Source organism: Pectobacterium polaris, assembly GCF_002307355.1.
Taxonomy (GTDB): Bacteria; Pseudomonadota; Gammaproteobacteria; order Enterobacterales; family Enterobacteriaceae; genus Pectobacterium; species Pectobacterium polare.
In genome coordinates, this window is record NZ_CP017481.1 from 139,625 (window position 1) to 163,801 (window position 24,177).

The 24,177-nt window shown below is 52.6% G+C and carries 15 protein-coding genes; 2 read left to right on the forward strand and 13 right to left on the reverse strand.

Annotated features, from left to right (window positions below):
• Positions 1-3: 3 nt before the first annotated feature.
• The 7 genes from BJJ97_RS00655 to rlmD form a co-directional block, all read right to left on the reverse strand.
• A complete protein-coding gene (locus tag BJJ97_RS00655) occupies positions 4-2,199 on the reverse strand; it encodes a TonB-dependent receptor (RefSeq protein WP_095992779.1) in 2,196 nt (731 codons plus the stop codon).
• Positions 2,200-2,555: 356 nt separating this feature from the next.
• Positions 2,556-3,851, reverse strand: a complete 1,296-nt coding sequence (gene eno, locus BJJ97_RS00660; protein ID WP_039513233.1) for a phosphopyruvate hydratase — start codon at positions 3,849-3,851, stop codon at positions 2,556-2,558.
• A 98-nt stretch (positions 3,852-3,949) separates the two neighbouring features.
• Positions 3,950-5,587: a glutamine hydrolyzing CTP synthase gene (pyrG, locus tag BJJ97_RS00665; protein WP_039486203.1), complete on the reverse strand. Its 1,638-nt coding sequence runs from the start codon at positions 5,585-5,587 to the stop codon at positions 3,950-3,952.
• A 226-nt stretch (positions 5,588-5,813) separates the two neighbouring features.
• A complete protein-coding gene (mazG, locus tag BJJ97_RS00670; protein WP_095992780.1) occupies positions 5,814-6,626 on the reverse strand; it encodes a nucleoside triphosphate pyrophosphohydrolase in 813 nt (270 codons plus the stop codon).
• A gap of 84 nt (positions 6,627-6,710) precedes the next feature.
• Complete coding sequence (locus BJJ97_RS22030) at positions 6,711-6,878, reverse strand: hypothetical protein (RefSeq protein WP_157910768.1); 168 nt, start codon at positions 6,876-6,878, stop codon at positions 6,711-6,713.
• Between the two features lie 74 nt (positions 6,879-6,952).
• The gene (relA, locus tag BJJ97_RS00675; RefSeq protein ID WP_095992781.1) at positions 6,953-9,187 is read right to left on the reverse strand and encodes a GTP diphosphokinase; all 2,235 of its coding nucleotides are present in this window, start codon (positions 9,185-9,187) and stop codon (positions 6,953-6,955) included.
• 53 nt (positions 9,188-9,240) lie between these two features.
• The gene (gene rlmD, locus BJJ97_RS00680) at positions 9,241-10,590 is read right to left on the reverse strand and encodes a 23S rRNA (uracil(1939)-C(5))-methyltransferase RlmD (RefSeq protein ID WP_095992782.1); all 1,350 of its coding nucleotides are present in this window, start codon (positions 10,588-10,590) and stop codon (positions 9,241-9,243) included.
• 101 nt (positions 10,591-10,691) lie between these two features.
• Between rlmD and barA the strand changes: the two genes are divergently transcribed.
• Positions 10,692-13,487 (forward strand): two-component sensor histidine kinase BarA, encoded by a 2,796-nt coding sequence (gene barA / locus BJJ97_RS00685; protein ID WP_095992783.1) that lies wholly within the window; start codon positions 10,692-10,694, stop codon positions 13,485-13,487.
• Between the two features lie 113 nt (positions 13,488-13,600).
• Here the strand turns inward: barA and BJJ97_RS00690 are convergent, their stop codons facing one another.
• The 6 genes from BJJ97_RS00690 to BJJ97_RS00715 form a co-directional block, all read right to left on the reverse strand.
• Positions 13,601-14,746 (reverse strand): glycerate kinase, encoded by a 1,146-nt coding sequence (locus BJJ97_RS00690; RefSeq protein ID WP_039486213.1) that lies wholly within the window; start codon positions 14,744-14,746, stop codon positions 13,601-13,603.
• A gap of 177 nt (positions 14,747-14,923) precedes the next feature.
• Positions 14,924-15,808, reverse strand: coding sequence for a 2-hydroxy-3-oxopropionate reductase (gene garR, locus BJJ97_RS00695; RefSeq protein WP_095700459.1), 885 nt, complete (start codon positions 15,806-15,808; stop codon positions 14,924-14,926).
• Positions 15,809-15,897: 89 nt separating this feature from the next.
• On the reverse strand, positions 15,898-16,668 hold the full coding sequence (gene garL, locus BJJ97_RS00700; protein WP_039486217.1) for a 2-dehydro-3-deoxyglucarate aldolase: 771 nt from the start codon (positions 16,666-16,668) through the stop codon (positions 15,898-15,900).
• Between the two features lie 69 nt (positions 16,669-16,737).
• Positions 16,738-18,078, reverse strand: a complete 1,341-nt coding sequence (gudD, locus tag BJJ97_RS00705) for a glucarate dehydratase (protein WP_039486219.1) — start codon at positions 18,076-18,078, stop codon at positions 16,738-16,740.
• Between the two features lie 36 nt (positions 18,079-18,114).
• Complete coding sequence (locus BJJ97_RS00710) at positions 18,115-19,452, reverse strand: enolase C-terminal domain-like protein (RefSeq protein ID WP_095992784.1); 1,338 nt, start codon at positions 19,450-19,452, stop codon at positions 18,115-18,117.
• Positions 19,453-20,067: 615 nt separating this feature from the next.
• Complete coding sequence (locus BJJ97_RS00715; protein ID WP_039486222.1) at positions 20,068-21,420, reverse strand: MFS transporter; 1,353 nt, start codon at positions 21,418-21,420, stop codon at positions 20,068-20,070.
• A gap of 542 nt (positions 21,421-21,962) precedes the next feature.
• Between BJJ97_RS00715 and garD the strand changes: the two genes are divergently transcribed.
• Positions 21,963-23,537, forward strand: a complete 1,575-nt coding sequence (gene garD / locus BJJ97_RS00720) for a galactarate dehydratase (RefSeq protein WP_095700462.1) — start codon at positions 21,963-21,965, stop codon at positions 23,535-23,537.
• Positions 23,538-24,177 lie beyond the last annotated feature (640 nt).

The following is a 24,177-nucleotide window of genomic DNA, read 5'->3' on the forward strand; positions in this document are numbered from 1 at the left end:
CACTCACCAGTCAACGGTCAGAGAAGCGCGGATTTCACGCGGTTCACCGACAAACGCATTGGCACCGCCGTTAATGCCGTCCGTGCTGCCAGGGAATATGGAAGCCCAGTAACGTTCATTGGTGACGTTATTGAGTGCAACACGAAATGCCGCAGGCTTATCGTACAGTTTGAAGCCGTAGCGTGTGCCCAAATCCAGCGTGACGTAGCTGTCTGCCCAGGTTGTGTTGGTGTCATTGGCCGCACGCTTACCGGTGTAGTGAAGATTCGCGATATAGACCAGATTGGGTGCAGACGGATGGCTGTATTCCGTCAGCAGATTGGCCTGAAGCTTCGGCACCCCAACCACTCGCTTATCACGCGTTGCGGCTAATTCGGTGTCCTTCAGCTTGGGATCCAATAGCGTCATGCTGCCGTAAAGGTGCAAGCCGGAAAACACTTCACCATCCGCCATTAACTCCAGACCTGTATTGACCTGATTACCCTGCTCTTTGAATACGTTATCTGATGCAACATACGCGAAGGGACGTTCCAGACGGAAAATAGCCGCGTTCAGGTTCATCCCATCCCACTGTGATTTCACACCCGCTTCATACTGGGTACTGCGATAAGGCTTCAGCGTCTGCCCTTTATTCACCACATAATCATCTGTTGGCGCAGTGCCGCCCTGTTCCAGTGAATCAGCATAGGCGACATAGGTCATCACGTTAGGCAAGGGCTTATACATCAATGACACAGTCGGACTGGTGCCAGTATCGCGTATCACTCCACCATCAGAGCCAAAACTGCGTGAGGTGATCCAACTTTGGCTCACCACGCCCATCGCCGACCAGCGATCGTTGAACGTAACGGTATCGCCAGCGGTGATAGCCTGCTGACTGGTACGACTGGATTTATAGCGACCCGATCCCAGATAGAAACGCCCATCGCTAGGATCGGTATAACTACGCGGTGAATCAATGGTGCTGTTTCCCAACGGGAAGCGCTTGCTATTCCCCAGTCCGTTATAGATTGTCCATTGGTATCCGGTGGTGCTGAATACCACATCATGAGAAGGCCCGTTCGTATCAATATGGCCGTTCAGTTGCAACGTATTGCTCAATACCTTAAAGCGTCCGGCGGTATAAGGCTGCGTCAGAGAGGTACTCACAGTGCCCTGATTGTTAGTAATCGCATTCGACAGCGAGCGCATACCACGATCGGCAGTTTGATAACCCACCCCGCCCGAGGCATACCAGTTATTGTTGAAGTAGTGCTTCAGGCGTGTGCTGGCCGTTTTGGTAATGAGGTCGAGACCCGCAAAGCTCTGCCCGTATCCCTGTTTCGTCACGTCCGGTGCACTAGGTAACTGAATCGTCGGGCCATAGGAAAAGCCACTGGCATAACCCATTTTTCTGAAGCGATACTCGCTGGCGTTAACTTCCAACACCGTGTCGGGTGAGAGATTCCAGTCAAACGCGACGCTGGCGAGTTGCCGTCTCAGCGTGCTGTTGCTGATACTCCCCTCGCCCTCATCGTGCAGCAGGTTGATGCGATAGCCGAACTGGTTTTCATCACCCAGATGTCCACCGAGATCGGCATGGCCCATCGCTGCACCTTTACCGGAATAGCCTGCGGTAAAGCGGTTCAACGTCTGTGCGGTGGGTCTTTTTTGTGTGAAATTAAACTGGCCGGACGGGCTGGCAGGCCCATACAGCGCGCCAGTCAGGCTGTTAATCACATCCAGCCGCTCCAGCATTTCGACTGGGAACGCCGTGGTGGAAATAATGTTTAATCCATCCAACCGGCTGTTCGCCAGCACATCACCTTGCATACCGCGGCTTTGTGGACGGCCAACGTCAATGCCACCTCGTGCCTGCATCTGGCTGGACGCGCTGTATTTCAGGAGGTCGTTAACGTTCTTCGCCTGCTGATTGGCAATCATGGCTTCTGTCACGGTCGTGGTCGAATACGGCGTATCCAGCCGTGAACGTTTCCCCAGCGGCCCGATCTCCACATCATCGGTCGTCATGCCTGCGCCAGCCAGATTCGCATTCGCCTCACTGCGTTCCGCTTTGACGACCATAACATCGGCCGCTTTTGCCTTTTCGTTGACCTTGCTGGCTGTCGGTTCAGCGCTCAATACGGGTGGAACAACCACCATCAATGCTGGCAATAACCACTGTGCTTTTTTTCTATTATTTTTTCTTGGGGCCTTCATCTGCTATGTCCCTGTTGGTCAATATTATGTCAATAATCGATATGTAAGTTTTTATATATCGATGCATACTATACAGACATGACAAAAAGAAAATAAGGCGAGCCATAGAGGGATTTATTTTATAAAACGTTGAATTTTAAAAATTAAAATATAAAAACAGGGAGTAGGAAAGGTACTACGTCGTGGGTATCAGGCATCCGCACGGCAGGAAACATGGCAAGTATAGGGCGATAAGCGTAGCGGGGATTGTCATAAAAAAATCCAGAAACGTTTTCACGCTTCTGGATTTTTAGGGTTAATCACGTTGGCGTATATCAGGCCGTTTTCTCAGCGGCCTGATGACACCAGAGACGTAATTATTGGCCTTTAACTTCTTTCAGGCCATTGAACGGTGCAGCATCACCCAGCGCTTCTTCGATACGAATCAGCTGGTTGTATTTAGCAACACGGTCAGAACGGCTCATAGAACCGGTTTTGATCTGGCCAGCCGCTGTACCTACTGCCAGGTCAGCGATGGTGGCATCTTCAGTTTCGCCTGAACGGTGAGAGATAACAGCCGTGTAGCCTGCATCTTTCGCCATTTTAATTGCAGCCAGTGTTTCGGTCAGAGAACCGATCTGGTTGAATTTGATCAGGATGGAGTTAGCGATACCTTTATCGATACCTTCTTTCAGGATCTTGGTGTTGGTTACGAACAGATCGTCACCAACCAGCTGGATTTTGTCGCCCAGAACTTTAGTCTGGTAAGCGAAGCCAGCCCAATCAGATTCGTCCAGACCGTCTTCGATAGAGACGATTGGGTACTGTTTGGTCAGATCTTCCAGGAAGTGGGTGAATTCTTCAGAGGTGAACGCTTTGTTGCCTTCGCCAGCCAGAACGTATTTACCGTCTTTGTAGAATTCAGACGCTGCGCAGTCCATCGCCAACGTGATGTCTTTGCCCAGCTCGTAGCCTGCTGCTTTTACCGCTTCAGCGATAACAGCCAGCGCTTCGGCGTTGGAACCCAGGTTTGGCGCATAGCCACCTTCGTCACCAACAGCGGTACCCATACCTTTGGATTTCAGCACTTTAGCCAGGGTGTGGAACACTTCAGAACCCATACGGATGGCTTCTTTCAGCGTTTTCGCGCCAACAGGCTGAATCATGAACTCTTGGATATCAACGTTGTTGTCCGCGTGCTCGCCGCCGTTGATGATGTTCATCATTGGCAGTGGCATAGAGTATTTGCCTGGGGTGCCGTTCAGTTCAGCGATGTGAGCATACAGCGGCAGGCCTTTTGACGCAGCGGCTGCTTTAGCGGCTGCCAGAGAAACGGCCAGAATGGCGTTAGCACCGAACTGGGATTTGTTCTCAGTACCATCCAGGTCGATCATGATCTTGTCGATGTTCGCCTGATCTTTCGCGTCTTTACCCAGTACAGCCTGAGCAATCGGGCCGTTAACAGCAGCAACAGCTTTCGTTACGCCTTTGCCCAGAAAACGGGATTTGTCACCGTCACGCAGTTCCAGTGCTTCGCGAGAGCCAGTAGAAGCTCCTGATGGCGCAGCAGCCAGACCTACAAAACCACCTTCCAGATGAACTTCCGCTTCAACAGTTGGGTTTCCGCGTGAGTCGATGATTTCACGGCCGATGACTTTAACAATTTTGGACATTAGATTTTCCTCAGTACAAGTTAAACTAAAACTTTAGATAGAACTAAAACCCTAGACGAACAACGCGCGATAGCGATCGCGCGTTGCTGATATAACTCTTACTTCATCTGACGCTTCTGGTACGCGCCAGCGGCTTTCACAAAGCCGGCAAACAGCGGATGTCCATCTCGCGGCGTTGACGTGAATTCCGGGTGGAATTGACAGGCAACGAACCAGGGATGATCGGGTAACTCGACAATCTCCACCAGTTTGCGGTCGGCGGAAAGACCAGCAACCCGTAATCCCGCCGCTTCAATCTGTTTCAACAGCATGTTGTTAACTTCATAACGATGACGGTGACGTTCGATAATCGTCTGCTCACCGTACATCTGACGCACCAGACTGCCTTCGGTCAGATGGCATTGCTGCCCGCCAACGCGCATGGTGCCGCCCAGATCGCTGGCTTCATCACGGATTTCAACTTCACCGTTCTCATCACGCCATTCGGTGATCAACGCAACCACTGGGTACTTACAGTCTGGCACAAACTCCGTTGAGTTTGCCCCTTCCATCCCGGCAACGTTACGGGCAAATTCCATTAATGCGACCTGCATCCCCAGGCAAATGCCCAGATAAGGGATATTGTTCTCACGGGCGTAACGCGCCGACATGATTTTCCCTTCGACGCCACGATAGCCAAAACCGCCCGGAATCAGGATAGCGTCTAAATCTTTCAATACTTCGACACCACGGGTTTCAACATCCTGTGAGTCGATCAGCTTGATATTCACCGTCAGACGGTTCTTCAACCCGCCGTGTTTCAGGGCTTCAATAACGGATTTGTAGGCATCCGGCAGCGCAACATATTTGCCGACCATACCGATAGTGACTTCACCGCCCGGATTCGCTTCTTCATACACAACCTGTTCCCATTCTGACAGGTTCGCTTCGGGACAGTTCAAGCTGAATCGTTTACAAATATAATCGTCCAGCCCCTGTGATTTCAATAGCGACGGGATTTTATAAATCGAATCAATGTCTTTAAGGGAGATTACTGCTTTTTCTGGCACATTACAGAATAAAGCAATTTTTGCACGCTCGTTGGCCGGCACGGTGCGGTCGGAACGGCAAATCAGCACGTCAGGCTGAATACCGATGGAAAGCAGTTCTTTAACGGAGTGCTGCGTCGGCTTGGTTTTCACTTCGCCCGCCGCCGCCAGATACGGCACCAGCGTCAGGTGCATAAACAGCGTGTGTTCGCGGCCCACTTGCACCGCCATCTGCCGAATCGCTTCAAGGAACGGCAAAGATTCGATATCGCCGACGGTACCGCCGATTTCGACCAGAACGACATCGTGGCCTTCGCCACCTTCAATGATGCGCTCTTTAATCGCGTTGGTGATATGTGGGATCACCTGAATAGTCGCGCCCAGATAGTCACCACGACGCTCTTTGCGCAGGACATCAGAGTAGATACGGCCAGTGGTGAAGTTGTTGCGGCGCGACATTTTAGTGCGGATGAAACGCTCGTAGTGACCCAAGTCCAGATCGGTTTCGGCGCCGTCTTCGGTGACAAACACTTCACCGTGCTGCGTCGGGCTCATCGTGCCCGGATCCACGTTGATGTACGGGTCCAGTTTCATGATGGTAACGTTGAGGCCACGGGCTTCAAGAATAGCCGCCAGAGAGGCTGCGGCAATGCCTTTACCCAGAGAGGAAACGACCCCGCCGGTCACAAAAATATAATTAGTTGTCATGCTGAACCTGAGAGTTTAGGTTTAAAGACGATGGAGGTACCAAGACGGGAAAGTAGTATACCTGAACCTGATGAACGCCACAAATGTTCGTTTTACACAATGTGGCGATTCCAACACACTCGAAGGCGAGGTAAAACCGCCCTTACCACAACCAATAATTACCTTTAATAACAATGAAATAAACTCATTAAAATCGATAAAAACACGGTTTGTGATTAAAAATAGATTAATGACCTATTTCCTGTTTTTTCACCTGCTGCCATGCGGCTTCCATTTCATCCAGCGTCGCCTGTTCCAGCGTTTTTCCCGATGCCGTAACGATTTGTTCTACCTCACGAAAACGACGAGTGAACTTGCGATTTGCCGCCTGCAATGCATTCTCAGCCTTGTGTCCCAGATGACGAGAGAGATTGACTGTGGCGAACAATAAATCACCAATCTCTTCACCTAATTTTTCTTCATCGACAACGGCTTGCCGCGCTTCGTGCATCACCTCGTCGATCTCTTCATACACTTTGTCGAGCACTGGGCCCAGGCTGTCCCAATCGAAGCCCACAGACGAACAACGCTGCTGAATTTTTTGCGCTTTCATCAGGGCAGGCAGCGCATCTGGAATGTCATCCAACGGCGAGTGACGATCTTTCTCCGCCCGCTCCTGCGCTTTTGTCTGCTCCCACTTGGCCAGCACGGCATCGCTGTCCATCAGCGTCAGGTCGCCGAAAATATGCGGGTGGCGGCGTTCCAGCTTGTCGCTGATGGCGTTACACACGTCAGAGAAATCGAACAAGCCCTTCTCCTGCGCCATTTGCGCGTAAAACACCACCTGAAACAGCAAATCCCCTAGCTCACCGCGCAAGTCATCGAAATCCTGACGGCTGATGGCATCCAGCACTTCATACGTTTCTTCCAATGTATAAGGCGCGATGGTGTCAAACGTCTGTTCCTTATCCCACGGGCAGCCGTTTTCAGGATCGCGGAGGGTTTTCATGATGGCGAGCAGGCGCTCGACGGAGGATACGTTCGTCAAAGATACAGTCATAATATTCCTGGAAATCAAACAATTATTGTTCTACAGAGATGACAGACAAGATAGAGACGTTTCGTGCGCGATACATTCCAACGATCACTTCCGCAACTGCGTCGCGCCCGACACGGGGCGTCCAATCGACGCCGCCCCGTGACCCCTGTCTTTTTCGCGGGAATTACGCCGCTTCGCGGTGCCTTCGGAAAAACAGTCTTCTGGCGGACCGTCGCTGACGCGTTCCCTACGCGGCAGCGACTTTCGTGGCATCCATGCCACTCATCCTGGATGACTGTTTTCCTCAGCGTAATTTTTACGCTTGAGGCAAAACACAGCATCGATACTTACGCTCCTTGCTGGCGCCTCGCGTCAATCACATCCGGCAGTTGGTTGAGCTTCGCCAGAATGCGGCCCAGCACTTGCAGGTTGTAGATCTCGATATCCATATCAATCGTTGCCAGCTGCTGCTTGGTGTCGCTGCGGCTGGCGACGCCCAGTACATTGACCTTCTCATTCGCCAGAATCGTGGTGATATCTCGCAGCAACCCGCTGCGATCGTTAGCAATCACCCTCACCACCAGCGAATAACCGCTGGAGTAGCTTTCGCCCCAAACGGCATCGACAATGCGTTCCGGCGAGCTGGCGCGCAGTTCGTCCAGCTGTTCACAGTCCGCGCGGTGAATCGAAATGCCCCGTCCGCGCGTAATAAACCCGGTGATCTCATCACCCGGAATCGGCTGGCAGCAGCGGGCAATGTGGTGCATCAGATTGCCGACACCTTCCACCACCACGCGGCCGTTGTCCTTCGTGTTACGTGCCGCTGGCTGATGCGATTTTTGCGTCAGTTGGCGCAGCGCTTCACGATCCAGCTCTTCCGCACTCGGCTGTTTTAACTGCGATTGCAGGAAATTCACCATCTGGTTCAGGCGAACATCACCGCCGCCGATAGCAGCCAGTAATTCATCCAGCGAATTCACGTTGTAGCGTGGCAGCAGCAGTTTTTCCGCTGCTTTCAGGCTGACACCCAGATGCGCCAGTTCGTCATCCAGGATCTGTCGACCCGCCAGAATGTTCTTGTCGCGATCTTGCTTACGGAACCAGTTCTGAATCTTCGAACGTCCGCGGCTGGTGGTGATATACCCCAGATTCGGGTTCAGCCAGTCACGGCTCGGGTTCGGTTGCTTCTGGGTGATGATTTCAATCTGATCGCCCATTTGCAGTTGGTAGGTAAACGGCACGATACGTCCGCCGATTTTCGCTCCGATGCAGCGGTGCCCGATATCACTGTGGATGTGATAGGCAAAATCCAACGGCGTGGAGCCCGTGGGGAGATCCACCACATCACCTTTCGGCGTAAAGACATAAACCCGGTCGTCAAACACCTGACTGCGAACTTCGTCCAGTACGTCATTCGAATCCGCCACTTCTTCCTGCCAGGCCAGCAGTTTACGCAGCCAGGCAATGCGGCCTTCGTAGCCGGAACGCCCGCCGACAGCCGTGCCTTCTTTGTATTTCCAGTGTGCTGCCACGCCCAGTTCAGCATCTTCATGCATCTGGCGAGTACGGATCTGGATTTCGAGCGTCTTCCCGCCCGGCCCTAACACCACGGTGTGGATAGACTGATAACCGTTTGGCTTGGGGTTAGCGACGTAGTCGTCGAACTCGTCCGGCAGATGGCGATAATGGGTATGCACGATACCGAGCGCCCCGTAGCAGTCCTGCAAGCGCTCAACGACAATACGCACCGCACGTACATCGAACAGCTCATCGAACGACAGCGCTTTCTTCTGCATCTTGCGCCAGATGCTGTAGATATGCTTGGGACGACCGTAAATCTCCGCCTGCACGCCCTCTTCTTTCATCGCGTTGCGCAGCGTTTTGACAAAATCGTCAATGTACTGCGCGCGATCGATACGGCGCTCGTGCAACAGCTTGGCGATTTTCTTATATTCATCAGGATGCAGATAGCGGAAGCAGAAATCCTCCAGCTCCCACTTCAACTGGCCGATACCCAGGCGGTTAGCTAGCGGCGCATAGATATTGGTACACTCTTTGGCCGCCAATACCCGTTCTTCTTCCGGGGCATCCTTCACTTCACGCAGGTGCGCGATCCGCTCGGCGAGCTTGATCACCACGCAGCGGAAATCTTCCACCATCGCCAGCAGCATGCGGCGGATGTTATCGACCTGCTCAGACGCGCCAGAATCATTCTGCGTCGCTTTGAGCTGGCGGATTGCATCCATATCGCGCACGCCATGCACCAAATCAACGATGTTTTTACCAAACGCGGCTTCTAGCGTCGCCTCATCGACCACGTTCGCATCGGCCAGCGGAAAGAGCAGCGCCGCGCGCATGCTGTCATTGTCCATGCTGAGCGTGGACAGGATTTCCACCATTTCAATGCCGCGCCACAGCAGTAGCGGCGCATCGGCGTGATCTTGCGTTTGCTGCTCACAGTAACGCCAGGTTTCGGCTAAACGTTCACACGATTGCTGGCTGGAAATACCCAGCGAAGCAATCCACGCGTCAGGGACAAACTCACCTGCCGTATTCAAATGCGCACTTCTTACCGCAACCATAATTTCTCCCTACGTTACCCTTCACCTTGCAAACGACGCCGCTTTGCTGCCTATTACGCCTTTCGCGTGCCGGTATCGTGCAAAAACAGTGCCATCGATTCAAGGTGACCGGTATGTGGAAACATATCCAACATGGCGACATTCGCCAGCCGATAACCAGCGGCCAGTAATACTTTGCTGTCGCGTGCTAGCGTCGTGGCGTTACAGGAGACATACACCACGCGTTTCGGTGCCAGTCTGGTTATCTGCTCCATCACGCCTGCCGCGCCCGCACGTGCTGGATCAAGTAATATCTTATCAAAACCCTGAGCCGCCCATGGCTGCTGCGTGACGTCATCTTCAAGATTTTGGTGAAAAAATGTGACATTGGACAACCCATTGCGTCGGGCATTCTCGCGTCCTTTCTCAACTAACGCGGTCACGCCTTCCACGCCGACGACGCTGGCGGCACGCTGTGCTAGCGGTAGCGTGAAGTTACCCATGCCACAAAACAGATCTAATATTCTATCCTGTGGTTGCACATCCAGCCATGCCAGCGCCTGCGCGACCATCTGCTGGTTCACCGCGTCATTGACCTGAATAAAATCGCGCGGGCTAAAGGCCAGCGTCAGCCCGGCAACGTGATAAACCGGCTCTTCACCCTGTAAACACGTCAGCGAGTCGGCATCCGGTGCCAGATAAATCGAAACACCCTGCTGCTGCGCAAAGTCACGCAGCGCCTGCTGATCCGATGAATGGAGTGGGTCAAGGTGCCTCAGCACCAGCAGCGGACCGTTCTCCGCCTGCACCAGTTCCACATGTCCAAGACGCTTCACCGCCTTTAATCGGCTCAGGCAGTCGCGCAGCGGTTGCAACAGCGCTTCAAGCTCGGGGCGCAACACCGGACAGGCGTTGATATCCACCAGATCGTGAGAATTTGACTGTCGATAGCCCATCAACAGACGCTGCTCTTTTGCTTGAAAGTATAACGCAAGCCGCGCGCGCCTCCGATAGGCATAAGGTGTTCCGGCAACCAGCGAGGCTTCTGGCAGTTCTGCACCTGTTTCCCGCGTCATCAGGCGCATCAATGCAGCCGTTTTGCTGCTCTGTTGCAGCGTGATGTCTGCGTGCTGCTGCTGGCAGCCGCCACAGCGGGTAAAATGCGGACACGGCGGCGTAACGCGCTGCGGGCTAGGCGTCAGAAGGCGTTTAAGTTTTGCATGTGAAAACTGACGCTTCTCTTCCGTCAACTGAACGTCGGCCTGCTCTCCCGGCAGTACACCCGTGACAAACACCGTCTTGCCTTCGTGACGCGCCACCCCTTGCCCAAACGGATCAAGCGACGTGACCGTAACAGTGAGGTTCTTAGCAGGAATCGCTTTCCGGGTCGTCACACGCCGGTTTGGAGAGTAGAATTGCGCCATAATGTACTATCGATTTTCTCTTGAGTTGAACGGCTGTACCCGATAACTAAATTAAATAATAGGGTGCCTAGCATCCTCTAATTCTCCCACATTGGAACCCCATGACCAAATACAGTCTTCGTGCACGGATGTTGATACTGATTTTGGCACCGACGCTGATGATCGGGCTACTGCTGAGTTCGTTCTTCGTCATTCATCGTTACAATCAGTTGCAGTCGCAGTTGGCCGATTCAGGCGCCAGTATCATTGAGCCGCTGGCGACCATCAGCGCTTACGCCATTACCCATCGCCAGATGGACACGATCCCAGCATTAATCAATACGCTTCATCGCCGCCACTCCGCGATTATTCGTACCATTAGCGTGTTCGATGCGCGTAATCAGCTCCTGGCGACCACCAACGTACGCAACAACGTGACATTGCAGTCGCTCAGCAACGATGCGCTTGCACACAATAAACTGCACCTGCACCACACGAATGACGCGCTGATTCTGCACATGCCGATCGTCAATGACAGCGAATTCATGCCAGGCGGAACGACTCCGGTGCTGCCCGGTACAGCCACGCCTCTCGGCTATCTGGTGATCGAACTGGATACCAGCACCATTCGGCTTCAGCAGTATCAGGAAATCTTCATCGCCGCGCTCCTGCTGCTGCTCTCTTTGGGGGCCGCCGTCATCTTTGCCTATCGTCTGATGCGGGATGTCACCACCCCGATTCGTAATATGGTGGATACCGTTGACCGCATTCGCCGTGGGCAGTTGGATAGCCGGGTCGAAGGTTACATGCTCGGCGAGCTGGATATGCTGAAAAACGGCATCAACTCGATGGCGATGTCACTGACCGCCTACCACGAAGAGATGCAGCAAAATATCGATCAGGCGACCTACGATCTGCGGGAAACGCTGGAGCAGATGGAGATCCAAAACGTTGAGCTGGATCTAGCCAAAAAGCGCGCGCAGGAAGCCGCGCGCATCAAGTCAGAGTTTCTGGCAAATATGTCGCACGAACTGAGAACGCCGTTGAATGGCGTGATCGGTTTCACCCGCCAGACGTTGAAGACGCCGCTGAACACCACGCAGACCGACTATCTGCTCACCATCGAACGATCCGCCAATAACCTGCTGAATATTATTAACGATGTGCTGGATTTCTCGAAACTAGAAGCTGGAAAGTTGGTGCTGGAGGATATTCCATTCTCGCTGCACAACACGCTGGACGACGTGGTGATGCTGCTGGCGCATACGGCACATGAAAAAGGATTGGAGCTGACGCTCAGTATTCAGAATGACGTGCCCGAACAGTTTGTCGGCGATCCGCTGCGGATACAGCAAATCATCACCAACCTGCTGGGCAATGCGATTAAATTCACCGAACAGGGCAACATCGATATTCGAGTGGAGAAGCGTCGGCAGGAACCGCATCAGGTGCAGCTAGAGGTGCAAATACGCGATACCGGCATCGGTATTGCCGAGTTACAGCAATCGCAGCTGTTCCAGGCTTTCCGTCAGGCCGACACCAGTATTTCGCGCCGTCATGGCGGCACGGGGCTCGGGCTGGTCATCACCCAGCGTCTCGTCAAAGAGATGGGTGGCGATATCAGTTTCCAGAGCCAGCTCAACAAAGGATCGACCTTCTGGTTCCATATCACGCTGCCGCTCAACCCACACGCCATGCCGACCGAGCCAGCCTACACGATGCTACAAGGCAAACATCTGGCCTACGTCGAGTACCATCCCATCGCCGCGCAGGCCACGCTGGATATCCTGAGCCAGACGCCGCTCATCGTGAGCTACAGCCCGACGTTTGGGCAATTGCCGGAAGGGGAATTCGATATCCTGCTGCTCGGTATTCCCGTGCAATACCGCAACTCTCTGCTCGACTACACACCCAGACTGCGCGATATCTGTCGCCGTTCGCCCTGTGTGATTCTGGCACTGCCCAGCCTCGCGCAAATGGATGCCGAGCAGTTGAAAACCTTCGGCGTACATGCCTGCCTGAGCAAACCGCTCGCCGCGTCACGCCTGCTGCCGCTGTTACAGGACAGCACGCTGTTCCAGCTCTCTTTTCTGCCGGACGATACCGCACCGAATCAGGGTGCCGTACGCCATCCTGCCCGTCTGCCGCTGAGAGTAATGGCGGTGGATGACAATCCGGCTAATCTGAAACTGATCGGCACACTGCTGGAAGAGCAGGTCGAGACGATTATCCTGTGTGAAAGCGGACAAGATGCGATTGCACAGGCAGAACTGAATCAGTGCGACATTATCCTCATGGATATTCAGATGCCGGGTATGGACGGCATTTGCGCCAGCGAGCTGATCCGTCAGATTCCTCACCACGCTACCACGCCGATCATCGCGGTGACGGCACAGACCATGACGGGTGAGCGCGAGCATCTGCTACGTTCGGGTATGGATGACTATCTGGCTAAACCGATAGACGAACAGATGCTGAAAAGCGTGCTGACACGCCATGCACGGCAAGATCCGTTGAAGCGCAGTCGGGGCGATATGACGGGATTACTGAACGAGCACGACGATAGCCAGCTATCGCTCGACTGGGCGCTGGCACAGCAACAGGCGGCCAACAAGCCGGAACTGGCGCGTGACCTGCTGCAAATGCTGTTGAATTTCTTGCCAGAGGTTCGGCGGAAGATAGAAAACGTGCTGAAGGGTCAGACGGATGATGACATCATCGATTTGGTTCATAAACTGCACGGCAGTTGCAGCTACAGCGGCGTTCCGCGTCTGCAACGCATCTGCCGCTATCTGGAACAACAGCTGCGTAAAGGCGTTCACGCCAGCGATCTGGAACCCGAATGGCTGGAGTTGCTGGACGAAATCGACAACGTCAACAAAGCCGCCCAGCCGCATATCAACCCTATGCATTCGTAATCATGAACGCGCAGTGATGAACGTAGAGTAAAGCAGGCGTATTGCGGACGCCTGCCCTTTACCTTTACCTGCTTTTACTGCTTAACAATATTGCTGCTAAATTACGATGGCGATCAACGTGATACCGACTGCGCCAGTCGGATCGTGGCAGCGATATTACGTGCCGTCATCCGCACATTCTCTGCTGCATTATCCAGCGCTTCTTCGAGTGAGCAGATGTTGTAAAGCACGCTGAATACGGCATCCAGGCCATGTTCATGCACCACGGCAACATCTGCCGTCAGGCTGCCAGCAATGCCAATCACCGGTTTATTATACTGTTTGGCAATCCGCGCCACGCCAATCGGTACTTTGCCGTGGATCGTCTGGCTGTCGATACGCCCTTCCCCGGTAATCACCAGCGTGGCATCTCGTACCAGTTCATCCAGTCCCAATGCTTCCGTGACAATCTCAATGCCCTGACGCAGCTCTGCGCCGCAAAAAGCCTGTAGCGCCGCGCCCATACCGCCCGCAGCCCCCGCACCGGGAACGTGTTCCACGTCCATATCCAGATCGTGGCGAATCACCGCCGCATAATGCTTCAGCGCATTATCCAGCTGTTCAATCATCTCCGGCGTTGCCCCTTTCTGAGGGCCAAAAATTGCCGATGCGCCTTGTTTCCCCGTCAACGGGTTAGTCACATCGCAGGCCACTTCAAAGCGACAGCTTTTAATACGCTCATCCAGCTCGCTGATATCGATGCGTTCGAGTTTATCGAGCTCACCACCGCCGAAACCAATCTGTTCGCCCTGTTTATCCAGCAACTTCGCGCCCAGCGCCTGCACCATGCCCGACCCGCCGTCATTGGTTGCGCTTCCGCCAATTCCAATGATGCAGTGCCGAACACCGTGATCTAACGCGCAGCGAATCAACTCGCCCGTACCATAGCTGGTCGTTTTTAACGGGTTACGCTGTTGCGAAGGCACACGTTCCAGACCGCTTGCCGCCGCCATCTCAATAAAAGCCGTTTTTTCATCGCCAGACAGGCCAAAGAACGCATCGATGTTATCGCCTAACGGCCCTGTTACCTTAACATTCACAATCTTGCCATCGGTCGCAGCGACCATGGCTTCAACGGTGCCTTCCCCACCATCTGCAACAGGCAATTTGACATAGCAGGCATCGGGGAATATTTCACGAAATCCCTTTTCAATCTGCGTAGCAACATCTTGTGCAGACAGGCTTTCTTTATAAGAATCCGGTGCGATCACTATTTTCATAAACGATCCGATTTCATCAACGTTCCGATTGCATCAATAATCCGCGCGCTCATGAAACGGCGCTTATACCTGCCAACGTTCAGGGCAGCAAATCCTGAAACCCAGTAGGTAGATCAGAGTGATTATCTGCCAGTCGGCTGGCATCCTGTGCCAGCCTCGTGACTATCGCTTCACGGCTTATCGCGTAACTTCAACTTTGGCTAGCTTCTCGTAGTAACACGCCAGCGCACTGTGGTCGGCCGATCCCAGATCGTCCGCTTTCAGCGCCTGCATCATTTCCATCACCGCCGCGGTTAACGGCAGCTGCGCACCAACGCCGTGTGAGGTATCCAGCGCGTTTGCCAGATCCTTGATGTGCAGATCGATGCGGAAACCCGGCTTAAAGTTACGATCCATCACCATCGGCGCTTTCGCATCCAGCACAGTGCTGCCCGCCAATCCACCACGGATCGCCTGATAAACCAGATCCGGGTTAACGCCTGCTTTCGTCGCCAGCACCAGCGCTTCGGACATGGCGGCAATGTTCAGCGCCACGATCACCTGGTTCGCCAGTTTGGTCACGTTACCTGCGCCGATATCACCGGTATGAACAACGGAACCTGCCATGGATTTCAGAATCTCAACGCAGCGATCAAACTGAGCTTTCTCACCACCGACCATCACGGACAGCGTGCCGTCGATCGCTTTAGGTTCACCACCACTGACTGGCGCGTCCAGCATCGCGATCTCTTTCGCCGCCAGTGCGGTAGCAATTTCACGGCTGGCAAGCGGGGCGATTGAACTCATATCCACCACAATGCTTCCGGCGCGTGCACCGTCGATGACGCCGTTTTCACCCAGCACCACGTCTTTAACGTGCGGAGAGTTAGGCAGCATGGTGATGATGACATCGCACTGCTCTGCAACCTGTTTCGGCGTTTCAGCCGCCGTGGCACCCGCCGCAACCACTTCCGCGACCGCGTCCAGATTTCGATCCATCACGACTAATGAGTAACCTGCTTTCAGCAGATTTTTACTCATCGGTTTTCCCATGATGCCCAATCCAATAAAACCAATTTTCATCGCCCTAACCTCATTGTCTGATGTAGATATCACTTCAATTCACGATGAACCCGCCTCATAGCGGATCCGATTCGCACGGAATTAATGAATTACTTCTTGTACTTGTCGCTCAGCGCCTGTGTTGCACTGCGGAACACGCCCAGATCGCTACCGACCGCAACGAAGCTTGCGCCCCATTCCAGATAGCGACGCGCATCGGCCTCAACCGGAGCCAGAATGCCGCACGGCTTGTTATGCGCGGCGGTACGATCGAAGATGTGGCGGATCGCCTTCTGCACGTCAGGATGGTTAGGCTGACCGAGATAGCCCAGCGCCGCAGACAGGTCGCTCGGGCCAACAAACACGCCGTCTACGCCGTCAACTGCGATAATCGCATCCAGATTGTCGAGGCCGTCCTGACTTTCGATTTGCACCACAACGGTAATGTTGTCGTTAATCTTGGCGAAGTAGTCCGGTTCGGTGCCATAGCTGTTGCTACGGTGCGCCACGGAAACGCCGCGGATACCCGCTGGCGGATAACGGGTTGATGCAACCGCACGCGCGGCTTCTTCTGCCGTTTCCACGAAGGGAATCAGGAAGTTATTGAACCCGATATCCAGCAGTCGCTTAATGATGATCGGCTCATTGCACGGCGGACGGACAACAGGCGCGCTGTGGCTGCCTTTCAGCGCCATGAGCTGAGGAATAAACGTCACGATATCGTTAGGCGCGTGCTCTCCATCCAGCACCAGCCAGTCGAATCCCGCCAGCCCCAGCACTTCAGTTGAAATCGGGTTGCCCAGCGCACACCAGCAGCCAATCAACGTTTTCCCCTGCAGCAAATCTTGGCGAAAACGGTTAGGTAACAGCGGAGTCTTCATTTTTTATCCTCGGTCATTCCAGCGCCGCTTGCCTGAAGCGGCGCGCTCAAAAAACGGAAAATCAGAACGTTAGCGAACCAGACACGGACGTTTATTATCAAACGTCCACTCAGGAATAAGGTACTGCATTCCCATGGCGTCGTTACGTGCGCCTAATCCCATGTTTTTATACAGTTCATGTGCTTTCATCACCTGGTCCATATCCAGCTCAACGCCCAGACCCGGTTTCTTCGGCACTTCCACCATGCCGCCAACAATCTGCAACGGCTCTTTCGTCAGGCGTTGATTGCCTTCCTGCCAGATCCAGTGCGTATCAATCGCCGTAATCTTGCCCGGTGCCGCCGCGGCGACCTGAGTAAACATGGCCAATGAAATATCAAAGTGGTTATTAGAGTGAGAACCCCAGGTTAAGCCCCATTCGTGGCACATCTGCGCCACGCGAACGGAACCTTGCATCGTCCAGAAGTGCGGATCGGCCAACGGAATATCGACCGATTGCAGCGAAATAGTGTGACCCATCTGTCGCCAGTCGGTGGCGATCATGTTGGTCGCGGTAGGCAGCCCTGTCGCACGACGGAATTCCGCCATGACTTCACGGCCAGAGAAACCTTGCTCCGCGCCGCACGGATCTTCGGCATACGCCAGCACGCCGCGCAGCTGTTTGCCCAGACCGATGGCTTCATCCAGCGACCAGGCACCGTTTGGATCCAGCGTGATGCGGGCCTGTGGGAAGCGTTTCGCCAGCGCGGTAACCGCTTCGGCCTCTTCGCTACCAGCCAGTACGCCGCCTTTCAGTTTGAAATCGTTGAAACCGTATTTTTCATACGCCGCTTCAGCCAGACGCACGATGGTTTCCGGCGTCAGCGCTTCTTCATGACGCAGACGATACCAATCGCATTTCTCATTAGTCTGGCTCTGGTAAGGCAAGTCGGTTTTATTACGATCGCCGATGTAGAACAGATAGCCCAGCATCTCGACGGCATCACGCTGTTGCCCATCGCCCAGCAACGAGGCCACGCTGACGTTGAGGAACTGCCCCAGCAGATCGAGCATGGCGGCTTCGATCCCCGTGACGACATGGATAGTGGTACGCAGATCGAACGTCTGCAAACCACGCCCAGAAGAATCGCGGTCGGCGAACTGCGCACGTACCGCCGTCATCACGTTTTTGTATTCGCCCAGCGTTTTGCCCACCACCAGCGCGGCAGCATCCTCCAGCGTCTGACGGATTTTCTCACCGCCAGGAATTTCGCCGACACCGGTATTCCCGGCGTTATCTTTCAGAATCACAATGTTGCGAGTGAAATAAGGTGCATGTGCGCCACTCAGGTTGAGCAGCATACTGTCGTGACCTGCAACCGGAATTACCTGCATGTGGGTAATCACCGGAGTTGAACTTTGCAATGTCATTTTCTTATCCTTTCTCTCTAATTTTTCTATGTAGGGTTAGCGGCCAAAAACCGGGCGTTTACGATCAAATGTCCAACCAGGAATCAGGTACTGCATGGCGACGGCATCATTACGTGCCCCGCTCGGTAATTTTTTGTACAAGTCGTGGGCTTTCATGACCTGTTCCATATCCAGCTCAATTCCCAGACCGGGACGATCCGGCACCTTAATTTTTCCGTTGACGATTTGCAGCGGCTCTTTGGTCAAATGCTGCCCTTCCTGCCAGATCCAGTGCGTATCAATCGCCGTCGGGTTACCCGGTGCCGCCGCGCCCACGTGCGTGAACATCGCCAAAGAAATATCGAAGTGGTTATTGGAATGGCAGCCCCACGTCAGGCCCCACTCATCACACAGTTGGGCGACGCGCACCGCACCGTGCATCGTCCAGAAATGCGGATCGGCCAGCGGAATATCGACTGCCTGTAACATCACGGCATGGTTCATTTCACGCCAGTTGGTGGCAATCATGTTGGTCGCTACTGGCAGCCCAGTGGCGCGGCGGAATTCCGCCATCACTTCACGACCGGAGAAACCTTGTTCGGCACCACACGGGTCTTCCGCGTAAGTCAGGATGCCCTTCATGTCTTTGCACAATTCAATCGCTTCATCCAGCAGCCAAGCACCGTTTGGGTCGACGGTGATACGCGCATCCGGGAAACGTTTCTTCAGCGCCTTCACGGCATCGATTTCCTGCTCGCCGGGCAGTACGCCACCTTTGAGTTTGAAATCTTTAAATCCGTAGCGGTCAGTCGTGGCTTCGGCTAAACGCACAATCGCCTCGCTGTCCATCGCCTGCTGGTGACGCAGGTGATACCACTCGTGCTTGCCTTTCTCACCTGATAAATAAGGTAAATCCGTCTTCGTGCGGTCGCCGATGTAGAACAGATACCCGAGCACGGTGACTTCATCACGCTGTTTACCCGGCCCCAGCAGCTCGGCAACGGGAACACCCATGAATTGCCCCAGCAGATCGAGCAACGCCGCTTCAAGCGCTGCCACGGCATTCACGCGCAGCTCAAACGTCCAGGCACCTTTGCCGAAGGAATCAAAATCAGAAGATTGGTTGCCGACATGAATGTCATGAACCAGACGGTTCATACGGGCGATTTGCTCGCCTTTCACACGGGGAATCGCCTCAACCAGCGTGTTGTAAATGACTTCGCCACCGGGCGCTTCGCCGACACCGGTATGCCCGGCGCTATCGGTTAAAATGACGAGGTTACGCGTGAAGTAAGCACCATGCGCACCGCCGATGTTCAGCAACATGCTGTCATAGCCCGCAACGGGGATGACTTTCATGTCGGTAATCACAGGCGTTGCTGAAAAGTTTGTCATGACAGGCTCCCGTCATGAATGGCGCGCACAGGATTGACGCGTAGGTTTCCGATGGTTGCCACAACGCAAGGGCGCGCTGAGGCGGATGAAAATAATTCAGTCATACAGAAAGAAAAAACGGATGGTGCACCAGTAGATGATTTCATGTTGTTTTCCTACTTTATTAGCGCGACCTTGTTTTTACTCTGATTTGAACTGAACAATGCTTGTAGGGCTTGTAAGATTGTCAGAATAAAAACAGGTTATTACTGAAATAAACCAGTCAGGAATGCGGTGTTGTAATTCGTACCGCCTCACCAACCTCAGTAAAAAGTATAAGTTTTCTTATTTCACAACTCATTGGGCAATAGCACAGCATTCCCTGTCGAAATGCAGATTAAATATGTCATTATCACAGGCCAATGGGAGGTGTTTCACGAAAACCGGGAAAAGCGAATTTCCGCCTTATAAACACCGAAATACATCCCCTTGGCACCCGATTTCGAAGAGGTAAAACCCAGCTTTCCATGAGGTAAATAAACGGCAAATCCAATAGCGAAACGCTGCGCCATCAGTACGATAGCGCAGCGTTTTGTGTTATTGCCTATATTCAAACGAATACGGTAACAACTGGCCTTAATTCTTAACGAACGGCTTCAATTCGACACGTTTAATATCTTTCACGATGAACAGGTAGCTGAAGATCGCAACCAGCGCATGGATCCCGACATACACCAGACCACCATTGAAGGAACCGGTCATTCCGATGATGTAGCCAATCGCAATCGGCGTCACGATACCAGACGCGTTACCGAACATATTGAACAGTCCACCGCTCAACCCGCTGATTTCTTTTGGTGCGGTATCGGCCATAACCGCCCAGCCCAGCGCACCAATGCCTTTGCCGAAGAAGGCTGCAGACATCACCGCAATAACGACCCATTCGGTTTCAACGTAGTTACAAATCACCATCGACATGGAGAGCAACATACCGAGAACGATTGGCGTTTTACGGGCAAAGGTCAGGGAATTGGTCCGACGCATCAGGTAATCGGAAATAATGCCGCCCAGAACGCCCCCGACAAAACCACAGATAGCAGGAACCGAGGCGACAAATCCTGCTTTGAGGATCGACATACCACGAGCCTGAACCAGATAAAGCGGGAACCAAGTGATAAAGAAGTAGGTCAGTGCGTTAATACAGTATTGACCGATATACACACCCAGCATCATGCGAGACTGCATTAATTGCTTGATCTGATGCCATTTTTCGCCTTTCTCGGTCGCTTTCTTCGTCCCTTTAGCGTCCATATTAATCAGGGCACCACCGGCTTCGATGTAATCCAGTTCAGCCTGATTCACCCCAGGGTGATCTTTCGGGTCGTGGATCACTTTCAGCCAGACAAAGCTCAGAATGATACCCAGTCCGCCCATGAACCAGAACACGTGCGCCCAGCCTACTGCCTGCGTCAACCATCCCATGATCGGTGCAAAAATGACCGTGGCAAAATACTGTGCCGAGTTAAATATCGCGACGGCAGTACCACGTTCTTGTGCAGGGAACCAGGCAGCCACAATTCGGCTATTCCCTGGGAAGGAAGGTGATTCACACAGGCCGACCATAAAGCGCAGGAGGAACAGAGAAATAACGATGCCCGCGCCGCTGAAGATATCGACAAAGCCTTGTAATAAGGTAAAAATCGACCAGGTTAAGATACTGTAGAAGTAGACTTTCTTTGAGCCAAAGCGATCGAGCAGCCAGCCCCCAGGTATTTGTCCAATAACATACGCCCAGGAGAACGCTGAGAAGATATAACCCATCCCCACCGCGTCCAACCCAATTTCCTTAGACATTGCTGAACCAGCAATGGACAAGGTCGCGCGGTCTCCATAGTTAAATGACGTGACAATAAACAACATCACGACAATCCAGTAGCGGGCGTTTGTTCTCTTTTGTATCGCGCCAGCTGCTGAGCTTACTGTATTCATGATGAACTCCTGCTTCAATCGCGGTTCGCTCATTCATTCCGAATAACAGATAACGGTGTAGGGTTATCAGAATGAAGATCAGTGGATAGTTAACATTCCCATTTTTATTTTTTTTGCGAATAGCCAGGCTATATAGCATCAGAGTAATTAGCTGACATCTTCAACTCGCAGGAACATTATAATTTTTACCCACTGACTGCTCACTAGCTAAAAGCACAACATTAAAAATGTCCTTTTGAATATGTTGGTGCACTTGCCCTATATAATGCGAGGTATTTCACGAAAAACACCGCCGTTCTCTTTTACATTTATACACATTATTGCTATTTCCTCCTGAAAAACCGTGCGCAGTCAGAATGTGATCAAACTCACCGAAAATTGGGTCTTCGCCTGATAAATAAGAAACAAAAAGCGCTGGCTTAGGTCAATTGCATAATGTACGAGAAGAGAACCTCACGTATACTCGTTAGCGAGCAATGAAATAATAGCGTGGTAATCATTACCACTGCGTTTCTGATAAACCAATAATAAAGGCTTGCATCATGTCAGATAAATCAGAAAGTAATGCTGCACAAGAGCAGCCACTTTATATTAAGGTTCACGATTCTGATAATGTTGCCATTGTTGTTAATAATAATGGCTTACGTGCTGGAACCCGTTTTAATGATGATCTGGAATTAATTGAGCATGTTCCGCAAGGTCACAAAGTAGCCCTTGTGGATATCGCCAAATCAGGTGCCATCATCCGCTATGGTGAAATTATCGGGTATGCACTGCGTGATATTGCCAAAGGAAGCTGGATCGATGAATCGCTGGTCGAGTTGCCTCAGGCTCCCGCGCTAGAAACCCTGCCGCTGGCGACCAAAATTCCCCCCACGCTGCCTGCGCTGGAAGGCTACACCTTTGAAGGTTACCGCAACGCCGATGGCAGCGTAGGGACGAAAAACCTGTTGGGCATTACCACCAGCGTACACTGCGTCGCGGGCGTGGTGGACTATGTCGTCAAAATTATCGAGCGAGACTTATTGCCGAGATATCCCAATGTAGATGGCGTGGTCGCACTCAACCATCTTTATGGCTGTGGCGTGGCAATCAATGCCCCTGCTGCGGTGGTTCCCATCCGTACCATTCACAATCTGGCGCTGAACCCGAATTTTGGCGGCGAGATACTGGTGGTCGGCCTGGGCTGTGAAAAATTACAGCCGGAGCGTCTGCTGGAAGGGACGCCTGATGTACAAGCCATCTCCCTCGACGACACCAGCATTGTCCGCTTGCAGGATGAACACCACGTTGGTTTCAGATCGATGGTGGATGACATTCTGACGATGGCAGACAAGCACCTGCAACGGTTGAACAAACGTCAGCGTGAAACCTGTCCGGCCTCTGAGTTGGTTGTCGGCATGCAGTGTGGCGGTAGCGATGCTTTCTCCGGCGTCACCGCGAACCCAGCCGTTGGTTTTGCCTCCGATCTCTTGGTTCGCTGCGGTGCAACCGTCATGTTCTCCGAAGTAACCGAAGTGCGCGATGCCATTCATCTGTTAACGCCACGCGTCATCAATGAAGAAGTCGGTAAACGTCTGCTGGAAGAAATGGCCTGGTACGATAACTATCTCGACAGTGGCCAGACCGACCGTAGCGCCAACCCATCGCCGGGCAATAAAAAAGGTGGCCTCGCGAACGTGGTGGAAAAAGCGCTTGGTTCCATCGCCAAATCCGGCACCAGCGCGATTGTCGAAGTCCTGTCCCCCGGACAGCGCCCAACCAAACGTGGCTTGATTTACGCCGCAACACCGGCCAGCGACTTCGTGTGCGGCACCCAGCAGCTCGCTTCTGGTATCACCGTGCAAGTCTTCACCACCGGTCGCGGTACCCCTTATGGCCTGCTGGCTGTCCCCGTCATCAAAATGGCGACCCGAACCGCATTGGCAAACCGCTGGCACGATCTGATGGATATTGATGCCGGAACCATTGCTACCGGAGAGGCCACGATCGAAGACGTAGGCTGGCAGCTTTTCCACTTCATTTTGGATATCGCCAGCGGCAGGAAAAAAACCTGGTCCGATCAGTGGGGGCTACATAACGCCCTAGCCGTCTTCAACCCAGCGCCAGTAACCTGATTACCGTTCTCCGCAGGCCAGCGTCATTATCTGGTCTGCGGATCGCGTTATTTGATCTACAATAAATTCAGCGTTAATAAAAATGGAAGAAAGGGCGTAATTAAAAGAATAAATAGCAGGGCAGCAACATTTAATTTCATTCATGCAAAGAAAAAATAAAAAAAACTTAACAAGTTATTCTTCTTAGCGTCAAATTCATCGATTTCAAAACATCTTTTAAGAAAAATCCCTATTTTACTCCCTACCTATTTTTTAATCATTTTTTACCAATTATTTATTGCTAATAAAATGAATCAATTGACAGATAATCATCCTCATCATAAATTTACGCGTGCTGAAAAAGCGTGCTAACACTGATGAAATATTTGTTACAAAAATATATATCCTAAATAATTCGAGTTTCAGGCAGGCGGCAAGGGCAGGCATCCCGATGAGCTTACTTGAGTAAGTGATTCGGGTGACTGAATGCAGCCAACGCACATGCAACTTGAAGTATGACGGATACAGTTACAAAAATCGCCATCACGCACAATATAGGGTAAATAGGCCGATCATTATAAATAATGCATAACATTATTTTATATAAATGAACGAGTCACCCAAAAAATTTCAGTATACCCATTTGAATAACTTGAATATT

Excerpts from the sequence above, each read along its gene's own strand:
- BJJ97_RS00655 (WP_095992779.1), bottom strand. The coding sequence starts at position 2,199 with ATGAAGGCCCCAAGAAAAAATAATAGAAAAAAAGCACAGTGGTTATTG.
- eno (WP_039513233.1), bottom strand. The coding sequence starts at position 3,851 with ATGTCCAAAATTGTTAAAGTCATCGGCCGTGAAATCATCGACTCACGC.
- pyrG (WP_039486203.1), bottom strand. The coding sequence starts at position 5,587 with ATGACAACTAATTATATTTTTGTGACCGGCGGGGTCGTTTCCTCTCTG.
- mazG (WP_095992780.1), bottom strand. The coding sequence starts at position 6,626 with ATGACTGTATCTTTGACGAACGTATCCTCCGTCGAGCGCCTGCTCGCC.
- BJJ97_RS22030 (WP_157910768.1), bottom strand. The coding sequence starts at position 6,878 with ATGCCACGAAAGTCGCTGCCGCGTAGGGAACGCGTCAGCGACGGTCCG.
- relA (WP_095992781.1), bottom strand. The coding sequence starts at position 9,187 with ATGGTTGCGGTAAGAAGTGCGCATTTGAATACGGCAGGTGAGTTTGTC.
- rlmD (WP_095992782.1), bottom strand. The coding sequence starts at position 10,590 with ATGGCGCAATTCTACTCTCCAAACCGGCGTGTGACGACCCGGAAAGCG.
- barA (WP_095992783.1), top strand. The coding sequence starts at position 10,692 with ATGACCAAATACAGTCTTCGTGCACGGATGTTGATACTGATTTTGGCA.
- BJJ97_RS00690 (WP_039486213.1), bottom strand. The coding sequence starts at position 14,746 with ATGAAAATAGTGATCGCACCGGATTCTTATAAAGAAAGCCTGTCTGCA.
- garR (WP_095700459.1), bottom strand. The coding sequence starts at position 15,808 with ATGAAAATTGGTTTTATTGGATTGGGCATCATGGGAAAACCGATGAGT.
- garL (WP_039486217.1), bottom strand. The coding sequence starts at position 16,668 with ATGAAGACTCCGCTGTTACCTAACCGTTTTCGCCAAGATTTGCTGCAG.
- gudD (WP_039486219.1), bottom strand. The coding sequence starts at position 18,078 with ATGACATTGCAAAGTTCAACTCCGGTGATTACCCACATGCAGGTAATT.
- BJJ97_RS00710 (WP_095992784.1), bottom strand. The coding sequence starts at position 19,452 with ATGACAAACTTTTCAGCAACGCCTGTGATTACCGACATGAAAGTCATC.
- BJJ97_RS00715 (WP_039486222.1), bottom strand. The coding sequence starts at position 21,420 with ATGAATACAGTAAGCTCAGCAGCTGGCGCGATACAAAAGAGAACAAAC.
- garD (WP_095700462.1), top strand. The coding sequence starts at position 21,963 with ATGTCAGATAAATCAGAAAGTAATGCTGCACAAGAGCAGCCACTTTAT.